This is a genomic window from Pseudomonas sp. B14(2022) (genome assembly GCF_012030485.1).
Lineage (GTDB): Bacteria > Pseudomonadota > Gammaproteobacteria > Pseudomonadales > Pseudomonadaceae > Aquipseudomonas.
On the sequence record NZ_JAAUVM010000005.1, the window covers coordinates 180555 to 199757 of the forward strand.

The window sequence follows — 19203 nt, forward strand, 5'->3', positions numbered from 1 at the left end:
CAACAAAAACAGGTCTGGTCTCATATGCCTCTACCCTCGACATTTCTCGGGGTAACGGTCAAGCAACTGCTGGTCCTGGTGACCGTAGGCTGCGTGGCTGCTTATCTCTTCAGCAATCACGATGAATCAACCCCGGAAAACCTCGAACTCGAAGCGTTCATCCTTTCCCAGGAACAGGTAGTCGAGCACATCGGCACGGTGCTGGGTATGACGCTGGTCAAGCAGGTGGTGGCGTACCCTGGCTACAATGCACCGGGTTATAAACGCTTGATGTACGAGGTGGAAGGCGAGCGGGGCAGGTTGATGGTGACGCTCAAGCAGGTGGACGGCGGGCAGGGACCTGAATTGACGGAGATTCGCAGCCCGTGATCGCCCGACCCAGTCAATGCCGTCAATGGCCAGGACTGAGCAGGCACGCCTGGGCGATCAATCTTATGAGGCGAGGACGGTTTGCGATTCGCGGACGATAATGGTCCCCGACTGGATCAGTTTGAACTCATCGCCTTCCAGTTTTTCTACACGGTCGCCAATGGCCAGCTTGTAGGTGGTGGTGGGTGCCGAGCCAGCCAGGTCGCCTTGCGCCGGGTTGGATTCCTGGAACTCATGCACCGAATACACGCGTCCTTCTGCGTCTCTGGCATGAAACTGTCCGACTAATACTGCTGCCATCTGTTTAGAACCTCTGGAGATAAACACTCGATATGCGGTTGTGTAGACCGTCATAAAGAGAGGGAGTTTACCTATTGAAAAAAAATACTATTCGCTGATGTTTTCAGACGGTTCCTACGCATCGACTGGCGCGACAAACGTCTGGAGGATTATCAAAACCTTCTGGTGCACCCGCCGCGAAGCCTCTATAACTACAAGCTCCTTTAGTCACACGTCGGGAAACCCCAATGAGCAAGGTCTACACAATTGCCGTTCTGGTTGGCAGCTTGAGAAAAGACTCGATCAACCGCAAGGTCGCCCTGGCACTGGCCGAACTGGCCCCCGCCAACCTGAAGTTGAACATTGTGGAAATTGGCGATTTGCCGCTCTACAACGAGGACATCGACGGGGCATCACCGCCCGCAGCCTACAGTACTTTCCGTCAGCAAGTACGTTCATCCGACGCGGTGTTGTTTGTGACACCGGAGTACAACCGCTCCGTACCCGCACCGTTGAAGAATGCGATTGATGTAGGCTCCCGCCCTTATGGCCAAAGCGCCTGGAGCGGCAAGCCGGGGGCGATCATCAGCGTATCGCCGGGCGCCGTTGGCGGTTTTGGTGCCAACCACCATCTGCGTCAGTCCCTGGTGTTCCTCGATGTGCCGTGCATGCAGCAGCCGGAAGCCTACCTGGGCGGTGCGGGCAGCGTGTTTGACGAGTCCGGCAAGGTGTCGGAAAAGACCAGGCCTTTCCTACAGGCATTTATTGATGCCTACGGCAAATGGGTAGAAAAACAGAGCGCTTGAATCGGCACCCATTATCCAATGTGGGAGGGGGCTAGCCCCCGATTGCTCTTTGTCAGCCACCGGATTCATTGGCTGACACACCATAATCGGGGGACAAGCCCCTCCCACAGTATTGGATCAGCGCAACCAGTTAGTCCGCGCCAACTCGATCACCTCATCGCCGCGCCCACTCATCACCGCCTTAAGCATGTACAGGCTGAAGCCCTTGGCCTGTTCCAGCTTGATGCTCGGCGGCATCACCAGTTCCTGGGTGGCCGTCACCACATCTACCAGCACCGGGCCATCATGGGCCAGGGCGCGGAGCAGGGCCGGTTCCAGGTCTTCGGATTGCTCCACGCGAATGCCGAGGATGCCCATGGCGTTGGACATGGCGGCGAAGTCCGGGTTTTTCAGCTCGGTGCCGGCATCCAGATAACCCGCAGCCTTCATTTCCATGGCGACAAAGCCCAGCGACGAGTTATCGAACACGATCACTTTCACGGGCAATTTCAGCTGCGCCAGTGAAATGAAATCCCCCATCAGCATGGCAAAGCCGCCGTCACCGGACATCGAGATCACCTGGCGCCCAGGGAAGGCCGCCTGCGCGCCAATCGCCTGGGGCATGGCATTGGCCATGGAGCCGTGGTTGAACGAGCCGATCAGGCGACGCTTGCCATTCATTTTCAGGTAGCGCGCGGCCCACACGGTCGGCGAGCCCACGTCGGCGGTGAAGATTGCATTGTCGTCCGCCAGTTCGCTGAGCAGACGCGCCACGTATTGCGGGTGGATCGGCCGGTTGGCCTTTGACGGTTGCGCCAGGTCGTCCAGGCCCTGGCGGGCTTTTTCGTAGTGCTTAAGCGAGGTATCGAGGAAGCTGCGGTCGGTCTTGCGGGTCAGGCGCGGCAGCAGCGCGCCGAGGGTCTCGCTCACATCGGCAGCGATTCCCAGGTCCAGCGTGGCGCGCCGCCCCAGGGCCTGCGGGTTGCGATCGACCTGGATGATTTTTGCGTCGGTGGGGTAGAACTGGCGGTACGGAAAGTCAGTGCCGAGCATGATCAGCGTGTCGCAGTCGAGCATGGCGTGGTAACCGGAGCTGAAGCCGATCAGGCCGGTCATGCCCACGTCGAACGGGTTATCCCACTCCACATGCTCCTTGCCGCGCAGGGCGTGCACCACCGGCGCCCCCAGCGTGTCGGCCAGGGCCACCACTTGATCGTGGGCACCGGCGCAGCCACTGCCGCAGAGCAGGGTGACTTTCTCGCTGCTTTCAAGGATCTCGGTCAGGCGCAGCAGGTCCTGTTCCGCCGGCAGGGTGCGCGGTGCGTGCAGGGCCGGCCAGGGCTTGAGCTTGTCTTCCACCTCCAGCAACGACACGTCCCCCGGAATCACCACCACCGCCACGCCGCGATTGAGGATCGCCGAACGCATGGCACGGTGCAGCACGTGGGGCATCTGCTCGGGGTTGGTGACCAGCTCGATAAAGTGGCTGCATTCTTTGAACAGTTCCTGGGGATGGGTCTCCTGGAAGTAGTTCAGGCCGATCTCGGAGGAGGGGATTTGCGCAGCAATCGCCAGCACTGGTACGTGGTTGCGATGGCAGTCGAACAGGCCATTGATCAAGTGCAGGTTGCCCGGTCCGCAACTGCCGGCGCATACGGTCAGTTCACCCGTGGCCGCCGCTTCGGCACCGGCAGCGAATGCGGCGACTTCTTCGTGGCGCACGTGCATCCACTCGATGCTGTCCATGGTGCGCAGGGCATCGGTGAGGCCGTTGAGGCTGTCGCCGGTCAGGCCCCAGATACGCTTGATGCCCGCCTGTTCAAGGGTGGTCGCCAATTGCTGGGCCAGGTTGATTTTCGCCATGAAGAACTCCAATCGTCAGTGAGGTTAAAAGCGGCTGATCAATAGGGGACAGTTCGATCACGGCGAATGCTCCGCCTTTAATGTGAAGATTGCGTCATGGCCGCGCGGTATTGCCGGGTGCGCCGGGCGATAAACCATTGGTCGCGCACCAATGCCAGCCACGGCGCGACCTTGGCATTGGGCAAGCGGCCGCGGCTCAGGCGGCGCATCTGGTCACGCACTACGGCCAGGGTGGCGAGGGCGGCCAAGGGTTTGCGCTGCCAACTGATCGGTTTGAGTTGCGGGTTGAGGTCGCGCCCCTCGTGCCAGTGTTTGATCAGTTGCGGTTCCAGCGTCAGGGCGGTAGCAATGCCGGCCATGGCAATACCGCTGTCCAGCACCTGCTGCACGATGGGCAGGCGGCGAATGCCGCCGGTGACCATCAACGGCATCCGGGCGATAGTCGCCAGTTCCTTGGCAAACTCCAGGAAGTACGCTTCACGGGCCAAGGTGCGACCGTCCCGCGCATCGCCTTGCATGGCCGGTGCTTCGTAGCTGCCTCCGGACAATTCCAGCAGGTCGATGGGCAAGGGGTTGAGCATCTCCACCACTGCACGCGCATCGGCCTCTGCGAATCCGCCGCGCTGGAAATCCGCTGAGTTGAGCTTTACCGCGACGCAAAAGGACGGGCTGACGCTGGCGCGAACCGCGTGGATCACCTCCAGCAGCAGGCGCGCACGGTTCTCCAGCGAGCCCCCCCAGCGGTCAGTTCGGTGGTTGCTCAACGGCGAGAGAAACTGGCTGAGCAGGTAACCGTGCGCGCCGTGGATCTGCACCCCGGTGAACCCGGCTTTCTCGGCCAGGCGTGCGCTGGTGGCGAAGCGTTTGATCACGTCTTGAATGTCGTCCTCGGTCATGGCCCTGGGCTTGGCAAACATCTTCGAAAAGCTGCCGAGGTCCAGTGCAATCGCGGAGGGCGCCAGGGCTTGCTGGCCGAGGTTGGCCATGGTCTGGCGTCCCGGATGACTGAGCTGTACCCAAAAGTGCACACCCTTGTCGCGGGCCACATCGGCCCATTCGCGAAAGCTGTCCAGATGCTGTTCGTCTTCGAGGGCAACGCCGCCGGGACCGGTCATGGCACGGCGGTCGATCATCACATTGCCAGTCAACAGCAGGCCGGGCTCGCCGTTGGCCCAGGCGGTGTACAGCTGCTTCAATTCACGGGAAGGCGCTTGATCGGCGTCCGCCATATTCTCTTCCATCGCTGCCTTGGCGATGCGATTGGCGAGGACCTGGCCATTGGGCAGTTGCAAGGGGTCGAAGGGTGACATGAGTTGACTCCGGAGCTTGGGAGGCCTCAGGCTAAGCTTAAAGTTAACTTTAATGTCAAGCGGGCGTTTTGATGAATATTGGTGAGCTGGCAAAGCAGAGTGGGTTGGCGGCGTCGCGTATCCGCTTCTATGAGTCCGAAGGGTTGATCAGCCAGGTGGGGCGCCAGGCCAACGGGTATCGACGCTATGCGCCCGATGCCCTGCAAACGCTGCAACTGATCCAGAGCGCACAGCAGGCCGGGTTTACCTTGCAGGAACTCAAGGCGCTAATGCCCGCGCCGGGGGAGCACAAGCGCGAGGAGTTGATCGAGGCGCTGGAGCGCAAGGTGACGCAGATCGAGGCGATGCAGGCGCAGTTGGCTCATAGCAAGGCGCAGTTGCTGGGCGTGATCGACGCGGTCCGGGCGCAGCCGGAAGGCGTGCCGTGCTCCATGGGGCAGAAGCAGGTGCTGGCGTCGATTAAGATCGGTGCCTGAACAAGCTTCGATGAGTATAGGTATCGACACAACGTAGCAGCCAACGCTAACCACGATGCGAAGCGAGCCGCCCTTGATCTTGCTTTAGATCTTGATCTCAGGCGGCCAGGGGGTGGGCTGACCATACATTGGCTTACTTTTGGGCCTCTCCAAAAGTGATTCGCTGTAAGAGCGAAACCATAAGTAGCCGTTACCGCAGCAATGGATATGTACTCATTCCAACCCAAGCACATGGGCGGCCCAGAGGCCGCCATCGGGAGCAAGTCGAATCGTCGCACCGCCCCTCCCACATTTAGCGCGGGGCATCAGTTACAGCGTTGTCAGCTCCAGAGCCGTCACGGGAGCAACCCCCCCCCCTCCCACATTTGATGCTCAGCGACGACGGAACAGCGGCAGCGGTTCGTCCGTTGCAGCCTGGTACGTCACCGAGAAGTCCTTGAGGCTTTCCAGCGCTTCGTACGGGTCTTTGTCGGCGCGCAAGGCGAAGGCATCGAACCCGCAACGGCGCAGGTAGAACAGTTGGTCGCGCAACACGTCGCCAATCGCCCGCAGCTCGCCTTTGTAACCATAGCGGTCACGCAGCAACCGTGCGTTGGAGTAGTTGCGACCGTCGGTGAAGGCCGGGAAGTTCAGGGCGATGACCTGGAAGTGTTCCACGTCTGCGCCGATCTCCTCGGCTTCTTCATCGGCGTCCAGCCAAACACCCAGGCCGCCGTCGCGAGCCTTGAGGGCGTGGCCATGTTCGCGCCACAGCGCCAGCGGCACGATCAGGTCGTCGCAGTTGGAAATGCCGTCGAAGCTCGCGTCCTTGGGCAGCAGGTGCCAGGTTTCGTCGAGGACTTCGTTGTTCTTAATGATTCGCTGCATAGACGCGCTCCTTGAACAGGTCAATGCCGATGCGCTGGTAGGTGTCGATGAAACGCTCATCTTCGGTGCGCTGTTCGATGTACACGTCGATCAGCTTGCCGATCACCTCGGGCATGGCTTCCTGGGCGAAGGATGGGCCAAGGATCTTGCCCAGGCTCGCATCGCGGCTGGCGCTGCCACCCAGGGACACTTGGTAGAATTCTTCGCCTTTCTTGTCCACGCCCAGGATGCCGATGTGGCCGACGTGGTGGTGACCACAGGCGTTCATGCAACCGGAGATGTTCAGGTCCAGCTCGCCGATGTCGAACAGGTAGTCCAGGTCGTCGAAACGGCGCTGGATCGATTCGGCAATCGGGATCGACTTGGCGTTGGCCAGGGAGCAGAAGTCGCCGCCCGGGCAGCAGATGATGTCGGTCAGCAGGCCGATGTTCGGCGTGGCGAAACCGCCTTCGCGCAGCTCGCCCCACAGGGTGAACAGTTGGCCCTGCTCAACGTCCGCGAGAATGATGTTCTGCTCGTGGGAGGTGCGCAGCTGGCCAAAGCTGTAGCGCTCGGCCAGGTCGGCGACGGCGTCCAGCTGCTTGTCGGTGATGTCGCCCGGTGCAACACCGGTCGGTTTCAGCGACAGGGTCACCGCCACATAGCCCGGCTTTTTGTGCGCCAGGGTGTTGCGGGTGCGCCAGCGGGCAAAGCCTGGGTGCTGCTGGTCGAGCGCTGCGAGCTCGGCGTCCTGATTGCTCAGGGCCTTGTACTCAGGGTCGACGAAGTGCTTGGCCACACGGTGCACTTCGGCTTCGGTCAGGGTGGTCTGGCCGCCGCGCAGGTGCTCCATCTCGGCATCGACTTTCTGGGCGAACACCTCAGGGGTCAGCGCCTTGACGAGGATCTTGATCCGCGCCTTGTACTTGTTGTCACGACGGCCGTAGCGGTTGTAGACCCGCAGGATGGCGTCGAGGTAGCTCAGCAGGTCCTGCCATGGCAGGAACTCGTTGATAAAAGCACCGACCACCGGGGTACGGCCCAGGCCGCCACCCACCAGGACACGGAAACCCAGCTCGCCGGCCGCGTTGTACACCGGCTCCAGGCCGATATCGTGTACTTCGATGGCTGCACGGTCCGAGCTCGAGCCATTGATGGCGATCTTGAACTTGCGGGGCAGGTAGGCGAACTCGGGGTGGAAGGTGGTCCATTGACGGACGATTTCACACCACGGGCGTGGGTCGATCAGCTCGTCGGCGGCAACTCCGGCGAATTGGTCGGTGGTCACGTTGCGCAGGCAGTTACCGCTGGTCTGAATGGCGTGCATCTGCACGGTGGCCAGTTCAGCCAGGATATCCGGCACATCTTCCAGGGCTGGCCAGTTGAACTGCACGTTCTGGCGGGTACTGATGTGGGCATAGCCTTTGTCGAAGTCGCGGGCAATCTTGGCCATCATGCGGGTCTGGCGCGAAGTCAGTTGTCCATAAGGCACGGCCACCCGCAGCATCGGCGCAAAGCGCTGAACATAAAGGCCATTTTGCAGGCGCAGAGGGCGGAACTCTTCTTCGCTCAGTTCACCTGCTAGGTAGCGTCGGGTCTGATCACGGAACTGCTTGACGCGGTCCTCGATGATGCGCTGATCGTATTCGTCGTATACGTACATATAGGTCCTGTTCTCGGCAAATCTGCGCGCACGGCCGCGCACTCCCAACGGAGCCGGCGCACGATACCAGTTTGCGTTTATGCGCAAAAGTGATGTTTGAGTATATGCACATAACCAAAATGACTAATGAGAAGGGTTATCGTGATACCCACATTTGTCATGCGGGCAATCGTGAACTTTACTGTGAGCGTGTTTGAGTGCAATCACCTATAAAACCGACAAGAGGCGATGCAATGAGCAATCCGACAAAAGCCCGTAAACCTGACAGTACCGTCGATGCCTGGGCCATTCTGTTCTTGATCATTCTGGTGGTGGGAACGGCCGTATTCTGGGTCAGCCACCAATAAAGGACGTTGATTGAGCCTCGATTGGTTCAGGCATTGCCACTATCATGGCGGCCTATTTTCGAGGCTCAAGCATCCATGTTGAAGGTGTTGATTACGTATTTCTGGTTGCTGGGATCGACGTATGGGGTGATGGCTCATGCAACGTCGGTGGTGTTTCTCAATCCGGGCATGTCGACGGAAACCTTCTGGGTCAGCTACACGCAATTCATGCAGGCCGCCGCCAAGGACCTCGGCCTGGATTTGCGTGTGCGTTATGGCGAGCGTAGTACCGACAACACGCTGCTCCAGGCGCGTGAGGTGCTGCAAGGCAGCCAGCGGCCTGATTACCTGATACTGGTGAATGAGCAGTACGTTGCGCCGCAGATCCTGCGCATGGCCGAGGGCAGTGGCGTCAAGCTGCTGCTCGTGAACAGTGCGCTGACCCCCGATCAGGAGCAATTGCTGGGAGCCCGCCGTGGCATCCGTTTGATCGGCAGCCTGGTCGCTGACGATGAACAGGCTGGTTACCTGATGCTCCGTGACCTGTTGAGCCAGCACGGCCCGGTTGGCCCCGGCCAATCCCTCGATCTGCTGGCCTTTTCCGGCGTCAAGACCACGCCGGTCGCGCAACTGCGTGAGCGAGGCATGCGGCGGGCGCTGGCCGAGCATCCCGAGGTGCGCCTGCGTCAGTTGGTCTACGGTGAGTGGAGCCGCGAACGCGCCTTCGAGCAAGCGACGCAACTGTTCAAGCGCTACCCGCAGACGGCGCTGGTGTGGTCGGCCAACGATCAGATGGCACTGGGTGCCATGCAAGCGTTGCAGGCCAGTGGACGGTTGCCGGGTAAGGATGTGCTGTTCAGCGCACTCAACAGTTCGCCGGAGATCTTGCAGGCGCGATTGGACGGACGCTTATCATCCTTGGTCGCCGGGCATTTCACCGTCGGTGGCTGGGCCATGGTATTGGTTCATGATGATGCCAAGGGCCTGGACATTGGCGCATACGGCGGGCGCGACCGTCAGTTGGCCTTGTTCCAATTGATCGATGCCGGCCAGGCGCGGCGCTTGTTGGGGCCGACACCGTCGGTGAATTTTCGCGCGCTGTCCGCCCAGGGTAAGCCGGCGTCCTATCGTTACCCGTTCAGCCTGCACCTGTTACTGCGCTAGACGCCGGCCAGGTGCAGCACCAACTTGACGATTCCAAACAAGGTCAAGGCAAACACCGCCGTAAACAGAATGCCCAGGATCACGAAGTGGCTGGGCTTGCCGTGGGTGAAGTCCCGCGCGCGATTTTTGCCGCTCTGCACGCCAAAGGCGGCGGCCATGACGCTGTGGAGCATCTGCCAGAAGGTCGGCGGTTTGTTGTTGACTGGATCGTCCATACATCCCTCGACAAAAGGTGTGTGACGGACAGCATAGACAATCCAGGCCGGCTTAGTTGTCGTAACCCAGGTTCGGCGCCAGCCAGCGCTCGGTCACGGCCAGGTCCTGGCCCTTGCGCGCGGTGTAGCTGGTTACCTGGTCCTTGTCGACCTTGCCCACCGCAAAGTACTGCGCCTGCGGGTGGGCGAAGTACCAGCCGCTGACCGCCGCCGCCGGGAACATCGCGTAATGCTCGGTGAGGAACACTCCGCTGCGCCCAGCGTGCATTTCGCGGGCCTCGGGGTCGAGCAGTTGGAACAACTGGGCTTTCTCGGTGTGATCCGGACACGCCGGGTAACCGGGGGCAGGGCGGATGCCGCTGTATTGCTCCTTGATCAGCGCCTCATTATCCAGTTGCTCGTCCTTGGCGTAGCCCCAGTGTTCCTTACGCACCTGCTGGTGCAGCCACTCGGCACAGGCCTCGGCCAGGCGGTCGGCCAGGGCCTTGACCATGATCGAGTTGTAGTCGTCGCCCGCGTCCTGGTAAGCCTTGGCCACTTCTTCGGCGCCGATGCCGGCGGTGGTGATGAAGCCACCGATGTAGTCGGTCACGCCGCTGTCTTTTGGTGCCACGAAGTCGGCCAGGGAGAAGTTCGGCTTGCCGTCGGTCTTGATGATCTGCTGGCGCAGGTGATGCAGTTTGGCAATCGGCTGGCCGTCTTCACCGTAGACTTCCAGGTCATCGTCCTGCACCTGGTTGGTCGGCCAGAAACCGAACACCGCACGGGCGCTGATGAGTTTTTCGTCGATCAGCTTCCTGAGCATTTCCTGGGCGTCGGCGTACAGCGCGGTGGCGGCTTCACCCACCACTTCATCGGTAAGGATGCGCGGGAACTTGCCGGCCAGGTCCCAGGAGATAAAGAACGGTGTCCAGTCGATGTACTCGGCCAGGACGTTGAGGTCGATATTGTCCAGTACCCGGGAACCGGTGAAGGTGGGCTTGACCGGCGCGTAGGTGCTCCAGTCGAACTGCGGCTTCTTGGCGATGGCCGCCGGGTAGCTCAGGCGTTCGGTGCGCGCGCTGCGGTTGGAGGTGCGCTCACGCACGTCGATGTATTCCAGGCGGGTCTTCTCGACGAAGCCGGCCTTCAGTTCCTTGGACAGCAGCTGCGTGGCCACGCCCACCGCGCGGGAGGCGTCGGTGACGTAGATCACTGCATCGTTGCTGTACTTGGGCTCGATCTTCACCGCCGTGTGCGCCTTGGAGGTGGTCGCGCCGCCGATCATCAGTGGCAGGTGGAAGTCCTGGCGTTGCATCTCGCGGGCCACATGCACCATCTCGTCCAGGGACGGCGTGATCAGGCCGGACAGCCCGATAATGTCGCACTTCTGCTCCTTGGCCACCTGCAGGATCTTCTCGGCCGGCACCATCACGCCGAGGTCGACGATGTCATAGCCGTTGCAACCGAGCACCACGCCGACGATGTTCTTGCCGATGTCATGCACGTCGCCTTTCACCGTGGCCATCAGGATCTTGCCCTTGGCTTCCGGCTTGTCGCCTTTTTCCAGCTCGATGAACGGGATCAAGTGGGCCACGGCCTGCTTCATCACGCGGGCGGATTTCACCACCTGGGGCAGGAACATTTTGCCGGCGCCGAACAGGTCGCCGACGATGTTCATGCCGGACATCAACGGGCCTTCGATCACTTCGATCGGACGCGCGAACGACTGCCGCGATTCTTCGGTGTCTTCGACGATATGGGTGGTGATGCCCTTGACCAGCGCGTGTTCCAGGCGCTTGTTGACCGGCCAGCCGCGCCATTCTTCGGTCTCGGCCTCTTTTACGCTGCCGTCGCCCTTGTACTTGTCGGCGATGGCGAGGAGGGCGTCGGTGCCTTCCGGGGTGCGGTTGAGGACTACATCTTCCACGGCATCGCGCAGCTCGGCCGGGATCTGGTCGTAGATCTCCAGCTGGCCGGCGTTGACGATACCCATGGTCAGGCCGTTGCGGATCGCGTACAGCAGGAACACCGAGTGGATCGCCTCACGCACCGGGTTATTGCCGCGGAACGAGAACGACACGTTGGACACCCCGCCGGAGGTCAGCGCGTACGGCAGCTCGTCGCGGATATAGGCGCAGGCGTTGATGAAGTCGACGGCGTAGTTGTTGTGCTCCTCGATACCGGTGGCGACCGCGAAGATGTTCGGGTCAAAGATGATGTCTTCCGGCGGGAAGCCGACTTCATTCACCAGGATGTCGTAGGAACGTTTGCAGATTTCCTTCTTGCGCGCTTCGGTGTCGGCCTGGCCGGCTTCGTCGAAGGCCATCACCACCACGGCGGCGCCGTAGCGCTTGCACAGCTTGGCGTGGTGAATGAACTGCTCGACGCCTTCCTTCATGCTGATGGAGTTGACGATGCCCTTGCCCTGGATGCACTTGAGGCCGGCTTCGATCACTTCCCACTTGGAGGAGTCGATCATGATCGGTACGCGGGAGATGTCCGGCTCGCCGGCAATCAGATTGAGGAAGGTCACCATGGCCTTCTTCGAATCGAGCATGCCCTCGTCCATGTTGATGTCGATCACCTGGGCGCCGGCTTCCACCTGCTGCAGGGCGACTTCCAGGGCTTCGGTGTAGTTGTCTTCCCGGATCAAGCGGGCGAAACGCGCAGAACCGGTGATGTTGGTGCGCTCGCCGACGTTGACGAACAACGAACTGCGATCAATCGTGAACGGCTCCAGGCCCGACAGGCGGCAAGCCTTGGGGATGTCCGGGATCGGGCGCGGCGCGTAGCCGGCCACGGCCTTGGCGATGGCTTCAATATGGCCCGGAGTGGTGCCGCAGCAGCCGCCGACGATATTGAGGAAGCCGCTCTGGGCGAACTCTTCGATGACCTTGGCGGTTTCCGACGGCAGTTCGTCGTATTCGCCGAACTCGTTGGGCAAGCCGGCGTTCGGGTGCGCAGACACGTGGGTGTTGGCTTTGTTGGACAGCTCTTCCAGGTAAGGGCGCAGCTCGCTGGCGCCGAGGGCGCAGTTCAGGCCCACGGAAATCGGCTTGGCGTGGGCGACCGAGTTCCAGAAGGCTTCAGTGGTCTGGCCCGACAAGGTACGGCCGGAGGCGTCGGTGATGGTGCCGGAGATCATGATCGGCAATTCGATACCGAGCGCTTCGAACACACCCTGTACGGCGAAGATCGCAGCCTTGGCGTTGAGGGTGTCGAAGATGGTCTCGATCAGGATCAGGTCGGCGCCGCCCTCGATCAGGCCTTTGGTGGCCTCGGTGTAGTTCTCCACCAGTTCATCGAAGGTGACGTTGCGGTAGCCGGGGTTGTTCACATCGGGCGACAGCGAGCAGGTGCGGCTGGTCGGTCCGAGGACGCCGGCAACGAAGCGCGGCTTGGCCGGGTTCTCGGCGGTCTTGGCATCGGCGATCTTGCGTGCCAGGCGTGCGCCTTCGACGTTCAGTTCATAGGCCAGCTCTTCCATGCCGTAGTCGGCCATGGAGATACGGGTGGCGTTGAAGGTGTTGGTCTCGAGGATGTCGGCACCGGCGTCCAGGTAGGCCTTCTCGATCCCGCCGATCACGTCCGGGCGGGTGAGCACCAGCAGGTCGTTGTTGCCCTTGACGTCGCTCGGCCAGTCGGCGAAGCGCTTGCCGCGGTAGTCATGTTCTTCCAGTTTATAGCTCTGGATCATCGTGCCCATGCCGCCGTCGAGGATCAGGATGCGTTCCTTGAGGGCGTGGTGAAGGGCTTGCAGACGAGCGCTACGATCGGACATGGGACTACTCTGGTCAGGCATTACGGAGGGCGTGGATCATAACAAACCTGTGCGGATTTGCGGCATGTACAGGTTTTGCATGAATATCGTTCATGTTGATGGAGGGCATGGCCCGCTAGAATCACCGCCACTTTAAATCGCACGTATTGAATCGGGACCGGATACATGTCACTTCGTCTTATCGTCAGCGCCGTCCTGGCCTTGATAGCCAGTACCGCGTTGGCGGAAGGTCCCTCTTCGGCGATCTCTTATACCCGCGACATCCAACCCATCTTCACCGAGAAGTGCGTGGCTTGCCATGCGTGCTACGACTCGGCCTGCCAATTGAACCTAGGCAGTGCCGAGGGCGCGACGCGGGGCGCCAGTAAGATGCCGGTCTACGATGGCGAACGTAGCCAGGCGACCAAGCCGACCCGCCTGTTCTATGACGCGTTCGGCAAAGCTGCCTGGCAGCGCGAAGGCTTCAGCTCAGTACTCGACGCCCAAGGCAGCCAAGCTGCGCTGATGGCGCGCATGCTCGAACTCGGTCATCGCGGCGCGCCGTTACAACCCAACGCCAAGTTGCCCGCTGATATTGTGCTGGGCCTTAACCGCGAGAATATGTGCCCGTTGCCGGGAGAGTTCGACGCTTACGCCGGTGCTCACCCCAATGAAGGCATGCCTCTGGCCGTAACTGGCTTGAGCGACCAGCAATACCAGACGCTGCAACGCTGGCTGGCCTCCGGTGCACCGATTGACGAGCAAGGTGTGGCCCCCAGTGCCCAGGAAGCCGCGCAGGTGCTGCAATGGGAAAACCTGTTCAATGCCCCCGGCGCCCGGGAAAGCCTGGTGGCCCGTTGGCTGTTCGAGCATTTGTTTATTGCGCACCTCTATTTCGAAGGCGGTGAGCCGGGGCATTTCTTCCAGTGGGTGCGCTCGCGTACCCCCAGCGGCCAGCCGATTGACCTGATCAACACCCGTCGTCCCAATGACGATCCCGGCACCCGCGTGTACTACCGCCTGTGGCCCGTACAAGGGGTGATCGTCCACAAGACTCACATCACATACCCCCTCAGCGCAGAAAAAATGGCGCGGATCAAAGCCTTGTTCTACAGCGGTGACTGGCAGGCCAGCGCCTTGCCGGGCTATGGCCCCGGCCGTCGTGCCAATCCTTTCGAGACATTCGAGGCGATTCCCGCCCAGGCGCGCTACCAGTTCATGCTGGATAACGCCGAGTACTTCGTGCGCACGTTTATTCGCGGGCCGGTGTGTCGCGGGCAAATTGCCACGGATGTGATCCGCGACAATTTCTGGGCGTTGTTCCAGGCGCCCGACCACGACCTGTACATCACCGATGCTCGCTATCGCGGCCAGGCCACGCCGTTGCTGGCGATGCCAGGGCAGAATGACGACGTGGGCAGCGTGCTCAGCCTGTGGCTCAAGTACCGTGATAAGCGCAACCAGTACGAAGCGTTGCGGCGAGACAGCTATGCCGAGCTGCCGGCGCCCACTTGGTCGACGCTATGGGCCGGCAACGACAACGCGCTGTTAAGCATCTTCCGCCACTTTGACAGTGCCTCGGTCAATAAAGGCCTGATCGGTGAAGTCCCGCAGACGATGTGGTTGTTCGACTTTCCATTGCTCGAGCGCACCTATTACCAGTTGGTGGTCAACTTCGACGTGTTCGGCAACGTATCGCACCAGGCCCAGACCCGGCTGTACTTCGACCTGATCCGCAACGGCGCCGAGCAGAACTTCCTGCGCCTGATGCCCGCCGATAGCCGCGACGCCTTTATGGATGATTGGTACCAGAACAGCGGCAAGATCAAGCTGTGGCTGGACTATGAGGCGATCGATGACGATAAGCCCACTGGCTTGCATCTGGATGAAAAAGACCCGAAGCGTGACTTTGCCAACCAATTGCTTACCCGCTACGGCTACCTGAACGCCAGCCCGGACCCGATCAACCGTTGCGCCGGGGCGTACTGCTCGCGTGATGGTATCGACCCGGCGTTGCAGGATGCGGAGCAGGCGCTCAGCCGCCTGACCTCGCGCCCGGCGGCGGGGCTCAAGGTGATCGACCAGTTGCCCGAAGCCACGATGCTGCGCATCGAAACCGCCAGCGGCCGGCGTGTGGTCTACAGCCTGCTGCGCAACCGCGCTCACAGTAACGTGGCCTTCCTGCTCGGTGAGGCCTACCGTTATCAGCCAGGCCTCGACACGCTGACCCTCTATCCGGGCGTGCTCAGCAGCTACCCGAACTTCATGTTCAATATTCCTGCGCAGGAAGTGCCGGAGTTCGTGGCTGAAATGGAGCGGGCCAAGGACGCCAAGCGCTTTGAAAAAATCGTCGATCGTTGGGGTATACGCCGCAGCCATCCGTTGTTCTGGCAGTATTTCCACGATTTGTCCCAGTACATCCGCGAAACCACGCCAGTGGAAGAGGGGGTGCTGGATATGAACCGTTATGAAAACCTCTGACTGGGGCGAGAGTCTTTTCCGACAAAATTACTAGGACTTTGTACCTGCGTAATATTTTGGCGTAAACTGCCGGCAAGCCTGTGAGGAGTTTCCATGACTGCCATAACCATTACCGACGCCGCCCACGATTACCTGGCTGACCTGCTGTCCAAGCAGAATACCCCGGGTATCGGCATCCGCGTCTTTATCACCCAGCCTGGCACCCAGTACGCCGAGACGTGCATTGCCTACTGCAAGCCCGGTGAAGAGAAACCTGAAGACACCGCCCTGGGGCTGAAAAGCTTCACCGCGTATATCGACAACTTCAGCGAAGCCTTCCTGGACGATGCCGTGGTCGACTACGCCACCGACCGTATGGGCGGCCAGTTGACCATCAAGGCGCCCAACGCCAAGGTGCCGAACGTCAACGCCGACAGCCCGGTCAACGAGCGCATCAACTACTACCTGCAAACCGAGATCAACCCGGGGCTGGCCAGCCACGGCGGTCAGGTCAGCTTGATCGACGTCGTCGATGACGGCATCGCCGTATTGAAGTTCGGCGGCGGCTGCCAAGGCTGTGGCCAGGCGGACGTGACCCTGCGTGAAGGCATTGAGCGCACTTTGCTGGAGCGCATTCCGGAGCTCAAGGGCGTCCGTGACGTGACAGACCACACGCAGAAAGAAAACGCCTACTACTGAGTAAGGCGTTCACTGCGAACAAAAAACGGCGCCCGTGAGCGCCGTTTTTTTATTCTTTTAATTCAAGCTCTTACACCATCTATCTAACAATAAAGATCAAGTGTGGGAGGGGCTTGCTCCCGATAGCGGTGCCTCAGTCGTCTCATGAGGAAGCTGACACACCGCTATCGGGAGCAAGCTCCCTCCCACATTTTTTTGCATTTATTCAGTTAAATCAGCGTGTTGTTGATGATTTGTGAATTAAAAAATCAAATTCGAATGTTGACTCTATCTCCCTGACAAGGAAGGTCAAATGTGGGAGGGAGCTTGCTCCCGATAGCGGTGTGTCAGTCGCCTCAGGAGTAGGCTGAAAAATTGCCATCGGGGGCAAGCCCCCTCCCACATTGTTCTTTGTATTTTTTAAGTTAAATCAGTGTGTTGGTGTGATTTTATGAAGTAAAAAATCAAGGTCGATAAAGGTGCGCATGCCCGGCCCGATACAGTGACGACTCACTGAAATTGTCACTGGCCAGCACCCGGCCCACCACGATCAGCGCCGTACGCCGAAAGCCCTTGGCGGCGACTTTGTCGGCAATATCGCTGAGCGTGCCGACCACCCAATCCTGATCCGGCCATGTCGCCCGGTGTACCACCGCCATCGGGCAGTCCGCGCCATAGTGTGGCAGCAGTTCGGCGACGATCTTCTCCAGATGATTGACCCCCAGGTGAATCGCCATGGTCGTGCCATGCCGGGCCAGGCTGTCGAAGTCTTCCCCGGCCGGCATGCTGGTTTTATCGGCGTAGCGGGTCAGGATTACGCTTTGGGCGATGTCCGGCAGGGTCAGTTCCGTTTCCAGCAACGCGGCGCAGGCTGCCACCGCCGTTACTCCGGGAATGATCTGGAAAGGGATGCCCAACTCACGCAAGTAACGGATCTGCTCGCCAATCGCGCCATACAGGCTCGGGTCGCCGGAGTGCACGCGGGCCACATCCTGGCCGTTGGCGTGGGCAGTCTTGATCAGTTCGATGATCTGTTCCAGGTGCAGTTCGGCGCTGTTGACCACCTGTTGCGCCTGATGTCCTTCCAGCACCGCCGCCGGCACCAGCGAGCCGGCATAGATGATCACCGGGCAACTGCGGATCAGGCGTTGGCCTTTGACGGTGATCAATTCCGGATCGCCGGGGCCGGCGCCGATGAAGTAGACGGTCATGGAGAATTCCTGTGCAAAAGCGGGCGAGCATGAAGATTGCTCATGATCGGGAAGGGCGATTATCGGGATTTTAGCCGGCGCAGGCCAATGCAAAGGTGGCCTGGGCGGTTTTCTGGCGAGTGATCAACAAGCGGGCAGGACCGCCGCAGAGCTGTTCGGCCAGGGCCAGGGCAGCGCTTTCGGCGATGCCATAACAGCCGGTATGGGCAAACGCCACGGTGGATTTGTGGCTCAGCCGGTCTTCATACGCCGCCAGTTGCGCGGCGCTGAAGCACTGCAACGGCAGATTGAGCAAGCGGGCCAGGGCGAGCAACCCAGGCTCGTCCTGTTTACGGTCGATGCTGGCCAGTGCCGTGACACGCTGGCGCTCAATCCCGCCATTGGCGAGGGCGCTGTCAAACAGGCCCAGCAGGGTGTCTACATCACAACCCCGCTGGCAACCCAGGCCGACCACCAGGGTCATGCCGAGTATTGGTCGTCGCGGTTGCGGCGGAACAGCCAGGCACTGATCAGGCCGAGCGCCAGCCAGAACGCCACGTTGGTCAACTGCGAAGCGATCTTGAACTGCGCTTCGAGGGCTTCCGGCGCCAGCATGGAATGGGTTTCCGGCTGCGGCGCGCCGATCACATGTGGCACCACCAGGATCGCCACGCCCAAGACTTTCAGCAGCCAGTTGCGCCCAAACACGATCAGGGCAATACCGGCCGCCGTCGAGGCAGCGGTGCCGATCCACCAGATTTGCCGTTGCGCCAGGTCAGCGGCGGCAGTGCCCGGCAGCTCCGGTGGCAGGCCCAGAGTGGGCGCCAGCACAAAGGTGGCGTAACCGGCCAGGCCCCACAGCAAGCCTTGGGCCGTACGGGTAGGGGCGCGCAGGGTATAGAGGCCGGCGAGCATCAGGGCGAAGCCGACAGCGACCACGAGGTTGCCGCCGGTGGTCGACAGCACGCGCTGCCAGCCGTCTTCCGGTTCCCAGGCTTCGGCGTTGTGGGTGTGCGCGGCGGCGCCCGCGGCGTGCTCATGCACGACTTCAGTCGCGGCCGGGGCCTTTTCAAAGGTTTCCGCCTGAAGAATCAGCGGCGCGACCCAGAAGCTTTGCAACAGGGTCAGCAACAGGGCGGCCAGCAAGCCGGTGAACCCTGCGGTTTGCGCAATACGCTTGATCATGTCGGCAGGCCTCAGTGGCACGGGAACGCGGCGCTGTGGCGGGTATCGTGGGCCGCGTTGTGGACCGCCTCGATATGCGAGAAGCCGGCGAAATACACCAGGCACGCTCCGAGGATCGACGCACCGATGGCGGTGGTCAGGCGTTGGCTGAGGGTGGCGGAGCTGCTGGCGGTGTGCGAGGTGCTGCTGATGATCGACATGGCGCGTCCCTTTCAGGTGTCAGGGTGAAACGAGCGCATGCAAACCCCGCGAGCCAGGCACGCAGGGTTTTAACAGCGCCCGCCCACCGCGGGTTTGTTATTCGATGTTATTCGGGCCGGTCTCCGGGCTTACGAGGGACACTGGGTCTATAAAGCGTCGCCTTCCCATGCCGTACAGGCACAGTGGATCTGACGCTTCACTCGCTTACCGTTGCGGGGGCAGCACCGGACTCGTCATAACGCTATGACTCACCGGTTTCCCGTTTCACCCTGTGAAGGGCACCCGAAACAAGATGTGTAGGAGAGCATGGGCAATGATTTGAGTCAAATGTGGTGGCCAGGCGCCGCTTATGAAGTGTGGAATATGAAAAATACAATTACCTGGTCGTGTTATCGGAGTTTGATGAAAAAAGCAGTTTCAAAAAGCCTGCACGTCGTTGAGTATGCCCATT

Annotated in this window: 17 protein-coding genes and 1 riboswitch; of the genes, 6 read left to right on the plus strand and 11 right to left on the minus strand. The window is 60.7% G+C overall.

Annotated elements, in window-relative coordinates; genetic code table 11:
- Positions 1-24: 24 nt before the first annotated feature.
- Entirely contained in the window at positions 25-369 is a 345-nt protein-coding gene (locus HCF10_RS10480; RefSeq protein ID WP_131700653.1) for a hypothetical protein, read from the plus strand.
- A gap of 63 nt (positions 370-432) precedes the next feature.
- Here the strand turns inward: HCF10_RS10480 and HCF10_RS10485 are convergent, their stop codons facing one another.
- On the minus strand, positions 433-669 hold the full coding sequence (locus HCF10_RS10485; RefSeq protein ID WP_065927911.1) for a hypothetical protein: 237 nt from the start codon (positions 667-669) through the stop codon (positions 433-435).
- Between the two features lie 227 nt (positions 670-896).
- Between HCF10_RS10485 and HCF10_RS10490 the strand changes: the two genes are divergently transcribed.
- Positions 897-1454: an NADPH-dependent FMN reductase gene (locus tag HCF10_RS10490; RefSeq protein WP_131700654.1), complete on the plus strand. Its 558-nt coding sequence runs from the start codon at positions 897-899 to the stop codon at positions 1452-1454.
- A 117-nt stretch (positions 1455-1571) separates the two neighbouring features.
- Here the strand turns inward: HCF10_RS10490 and poxB are convergent, their stop codons facing one another.
- Together poxB and HCF10_RS10500 are read right to left on the minus strand one after the other, a co-directional pair.
- Positions 1572-3296: a ubiquinone-dependent pyruvate dehydrogenase gene (poxB, locus tag HCF10_RS10495; protein WP_167655459.1), complete on the minus strand. Its 1725-nt coding sequence runs from the start codon at positions 3294-3296 to the stop codon at positions 1572-1574.
- 77 nt (positions 3297-3373) lie between these two features.
- Positions 3374-4606: an NADH:flavin oxidoreductase/NADH oxidase family protein gene (locus HCF10_RS10500; RefSeq protein WP_131700656.1), complete on the minus strand. Its 1233-nt coding sequence runs from the start codon at positions 4604-4606 to the stop codon at positions 3374-3376.
- A 71-nt stretch (positions 4607-4677) separates the two neighbouring features.
- Here HCF10_RS10500 and HCF10_RS10505 point away from each other — a divergent pair, with 71 nt between their 5' ends.
- A complete protein-coding gene (locus HCF10_RS10505) occupies positions 4678-5082 on the plus strand; it encodes a MerR family transcriptional regulator (protein WP_131700657.1) in 405 nt (134 codons plus the stop codon).
- Positions 5083-5454: 372 nt separating this feature from the next.
- Here HCF10_RS10505 and HCF10_RS10510 read toward each other — a convergent pair whose 3' ends face one another.
- Both HCF10_RS10510 and HCF10_RS10515 read right to left on the minus strand, forming a co-directional pair.
- Entirely contained in the window at positions 5455-5949 is a 495-nt protein-coding gene (locus HCF10_RS10510) for a DUF934 domain-containing protein (protein WP_003235539.1), read from the minus strand.
- The gene (locus tag HCF10_RS10515) at positions 5933-7591 is read right to left on the minus strand and encodes a nitrite/sulfite reductase (protein ID WP_167655460.1); all 1659 of its coding nucleotides are present in this window, start codon (positions 7589-7591) and stop codon (positions 5933-5935) included. The genes HCF10_RS10510 and HCF10_RS10515 overlap by 17 nt, the downstream gene beginning before the upstream one ends.
- Positions 7592-8013: 422 nt before the next feature.
- On the opposite strand from HCF10_RS10515, the gene HCF10_RS10520 reads away from it, so the two are divergent.
- Complete coding sequence (locus HCF10_RS10520; protein ID WP_167655461.1) at positions 8014-9081, plus strand: ABC transporter substrate-binding protein; 1068 nt, start codon at positions 8014-8016, stop codon at positions 9079-9081.
- Here HCF10_RS10520 and HCF10_RS10525 read toward each other — a convergent pair.
- Both HCF10_RS10525 and metH read right to left on the minus strand, forming a co-directional pair.
- The gene (locus HCF10_RS10525) at positions 9078-9296 is read right to left on the minus strand and encodes a DUF2970 domain-containing protein (RefSeq protein ID WP_027606482.1); all 219 of its coding nucleotides are present in this window, start codon (positions 9294-9296) and stop codon (positions 9078-9080) included. The genes HCF10_RS10520 and HCF10_RS10525 overlap by 4 nt on opposite strands.
- A gap of 52 nt (positions 9297-9348) precedes the next feature.
- Positions 9349-13059 (minus strand): methionine synthase, encoded by a 3711-nt coding sequence (metH, locus tag HCF10_RS10530; RefSeq protein ID WP_167655462.1) that lies wholly within the window; start codon positions 13057-13059, stop codon positions 9349-9351.
- Between the two features lie 165 nt (positions 13060-13224).
- Here metH and HCF10_RS10535 point away from each other — a divergent pair, with 165 nt between their 5' ends.
- Together HCF10_RS10535 and nfuA are read left to right on the plus strand one after the other, a co-directional pair.
- Positions 13225-15519 (plus strand): fatty acid cis/trans isomerase, encoded by a 2295-nt coding sequence (locus tag HCF10_RS10535; RefSeq protein ID WP_167655463.1) that lies wholly within the window; start codon positions 13225-13227, stop codon positions 15517-15519.
- Positions 15520-15612: 93 nt separating this feature from the next.
- Positions 15613-16197, plus strand: a complete 585-nt coding sequence (gene nfuA, locus HCF10_RS10540) for a Fe-S biogenesis protein NfuA (RefSeq protein ID WP_027606479.1) — start codon at positions 15613-15615, stop codon at positions 16195-16197.
- 443 nt (positions 16198-16640) lie between these two features.
- On the opposite strand, the gene cobM is transcribed toward nfuA, so the two are convergent.
- The 4 genes from cobM to HCF10_RS10560 all read right to left on the minus strand — a co-directional run bounded on the left by cobM (position 16641) and on the right by HCF10_RS10560 (position 18751).
- Positions 16641-17387 (minus strand): precorrin-4 C(11)-methyltransferase, encoded by a 747-nt coding sequence (gene cobM / locus HCF10_RS10545; RefSeq protein WP_131696630.1) that lies wholly within the window; start codon positions 17385-17387, stop codon positions 16641-16643.
- 70 nt (positions 17388-17457) lie between these two features.
- Positions 17458-17850 (minus strand): cobalamin biosynthesis protein, encoded by a 393-nt coding sequence (locus HCF10_RS10550; protein WP_131696629.1) that lies wholly within the window; start codon positions 17848-17850, stop codon positions 17458-17460.
- A complete protein-coding gene (locus HCF10_RS10555) occupies positions 17847-18551 on the minus strand; it encodes a CbtA family protein (RefSeq protein WP_167655464.1) in 705 nt (234 codons plus the stop codon). The genes HCF10_RS10550 and HCF10_RS10555 overlap by 4 nt, the downstream gene beginning before the upstream one ends.
- Before the next feature lie 11 nt (positions 18552-18562).
- Entirely contained in the window at positions 18563-18751 is a 189-nt protein-coding gene (locus HCF10_RS10560) for a CbtB domain-containing protein (RefSeq protein ID WP_167655465.1), read from the minus strand.
- Positions 18752-18848: 97 nt separating this feature from the next.
- A riboswitch (cobalamin riboswitch) is annotated at positions 18849-19053 on the minus strand.
- Positions 19054-19203 lie beyond the last annotated feature (150 nt).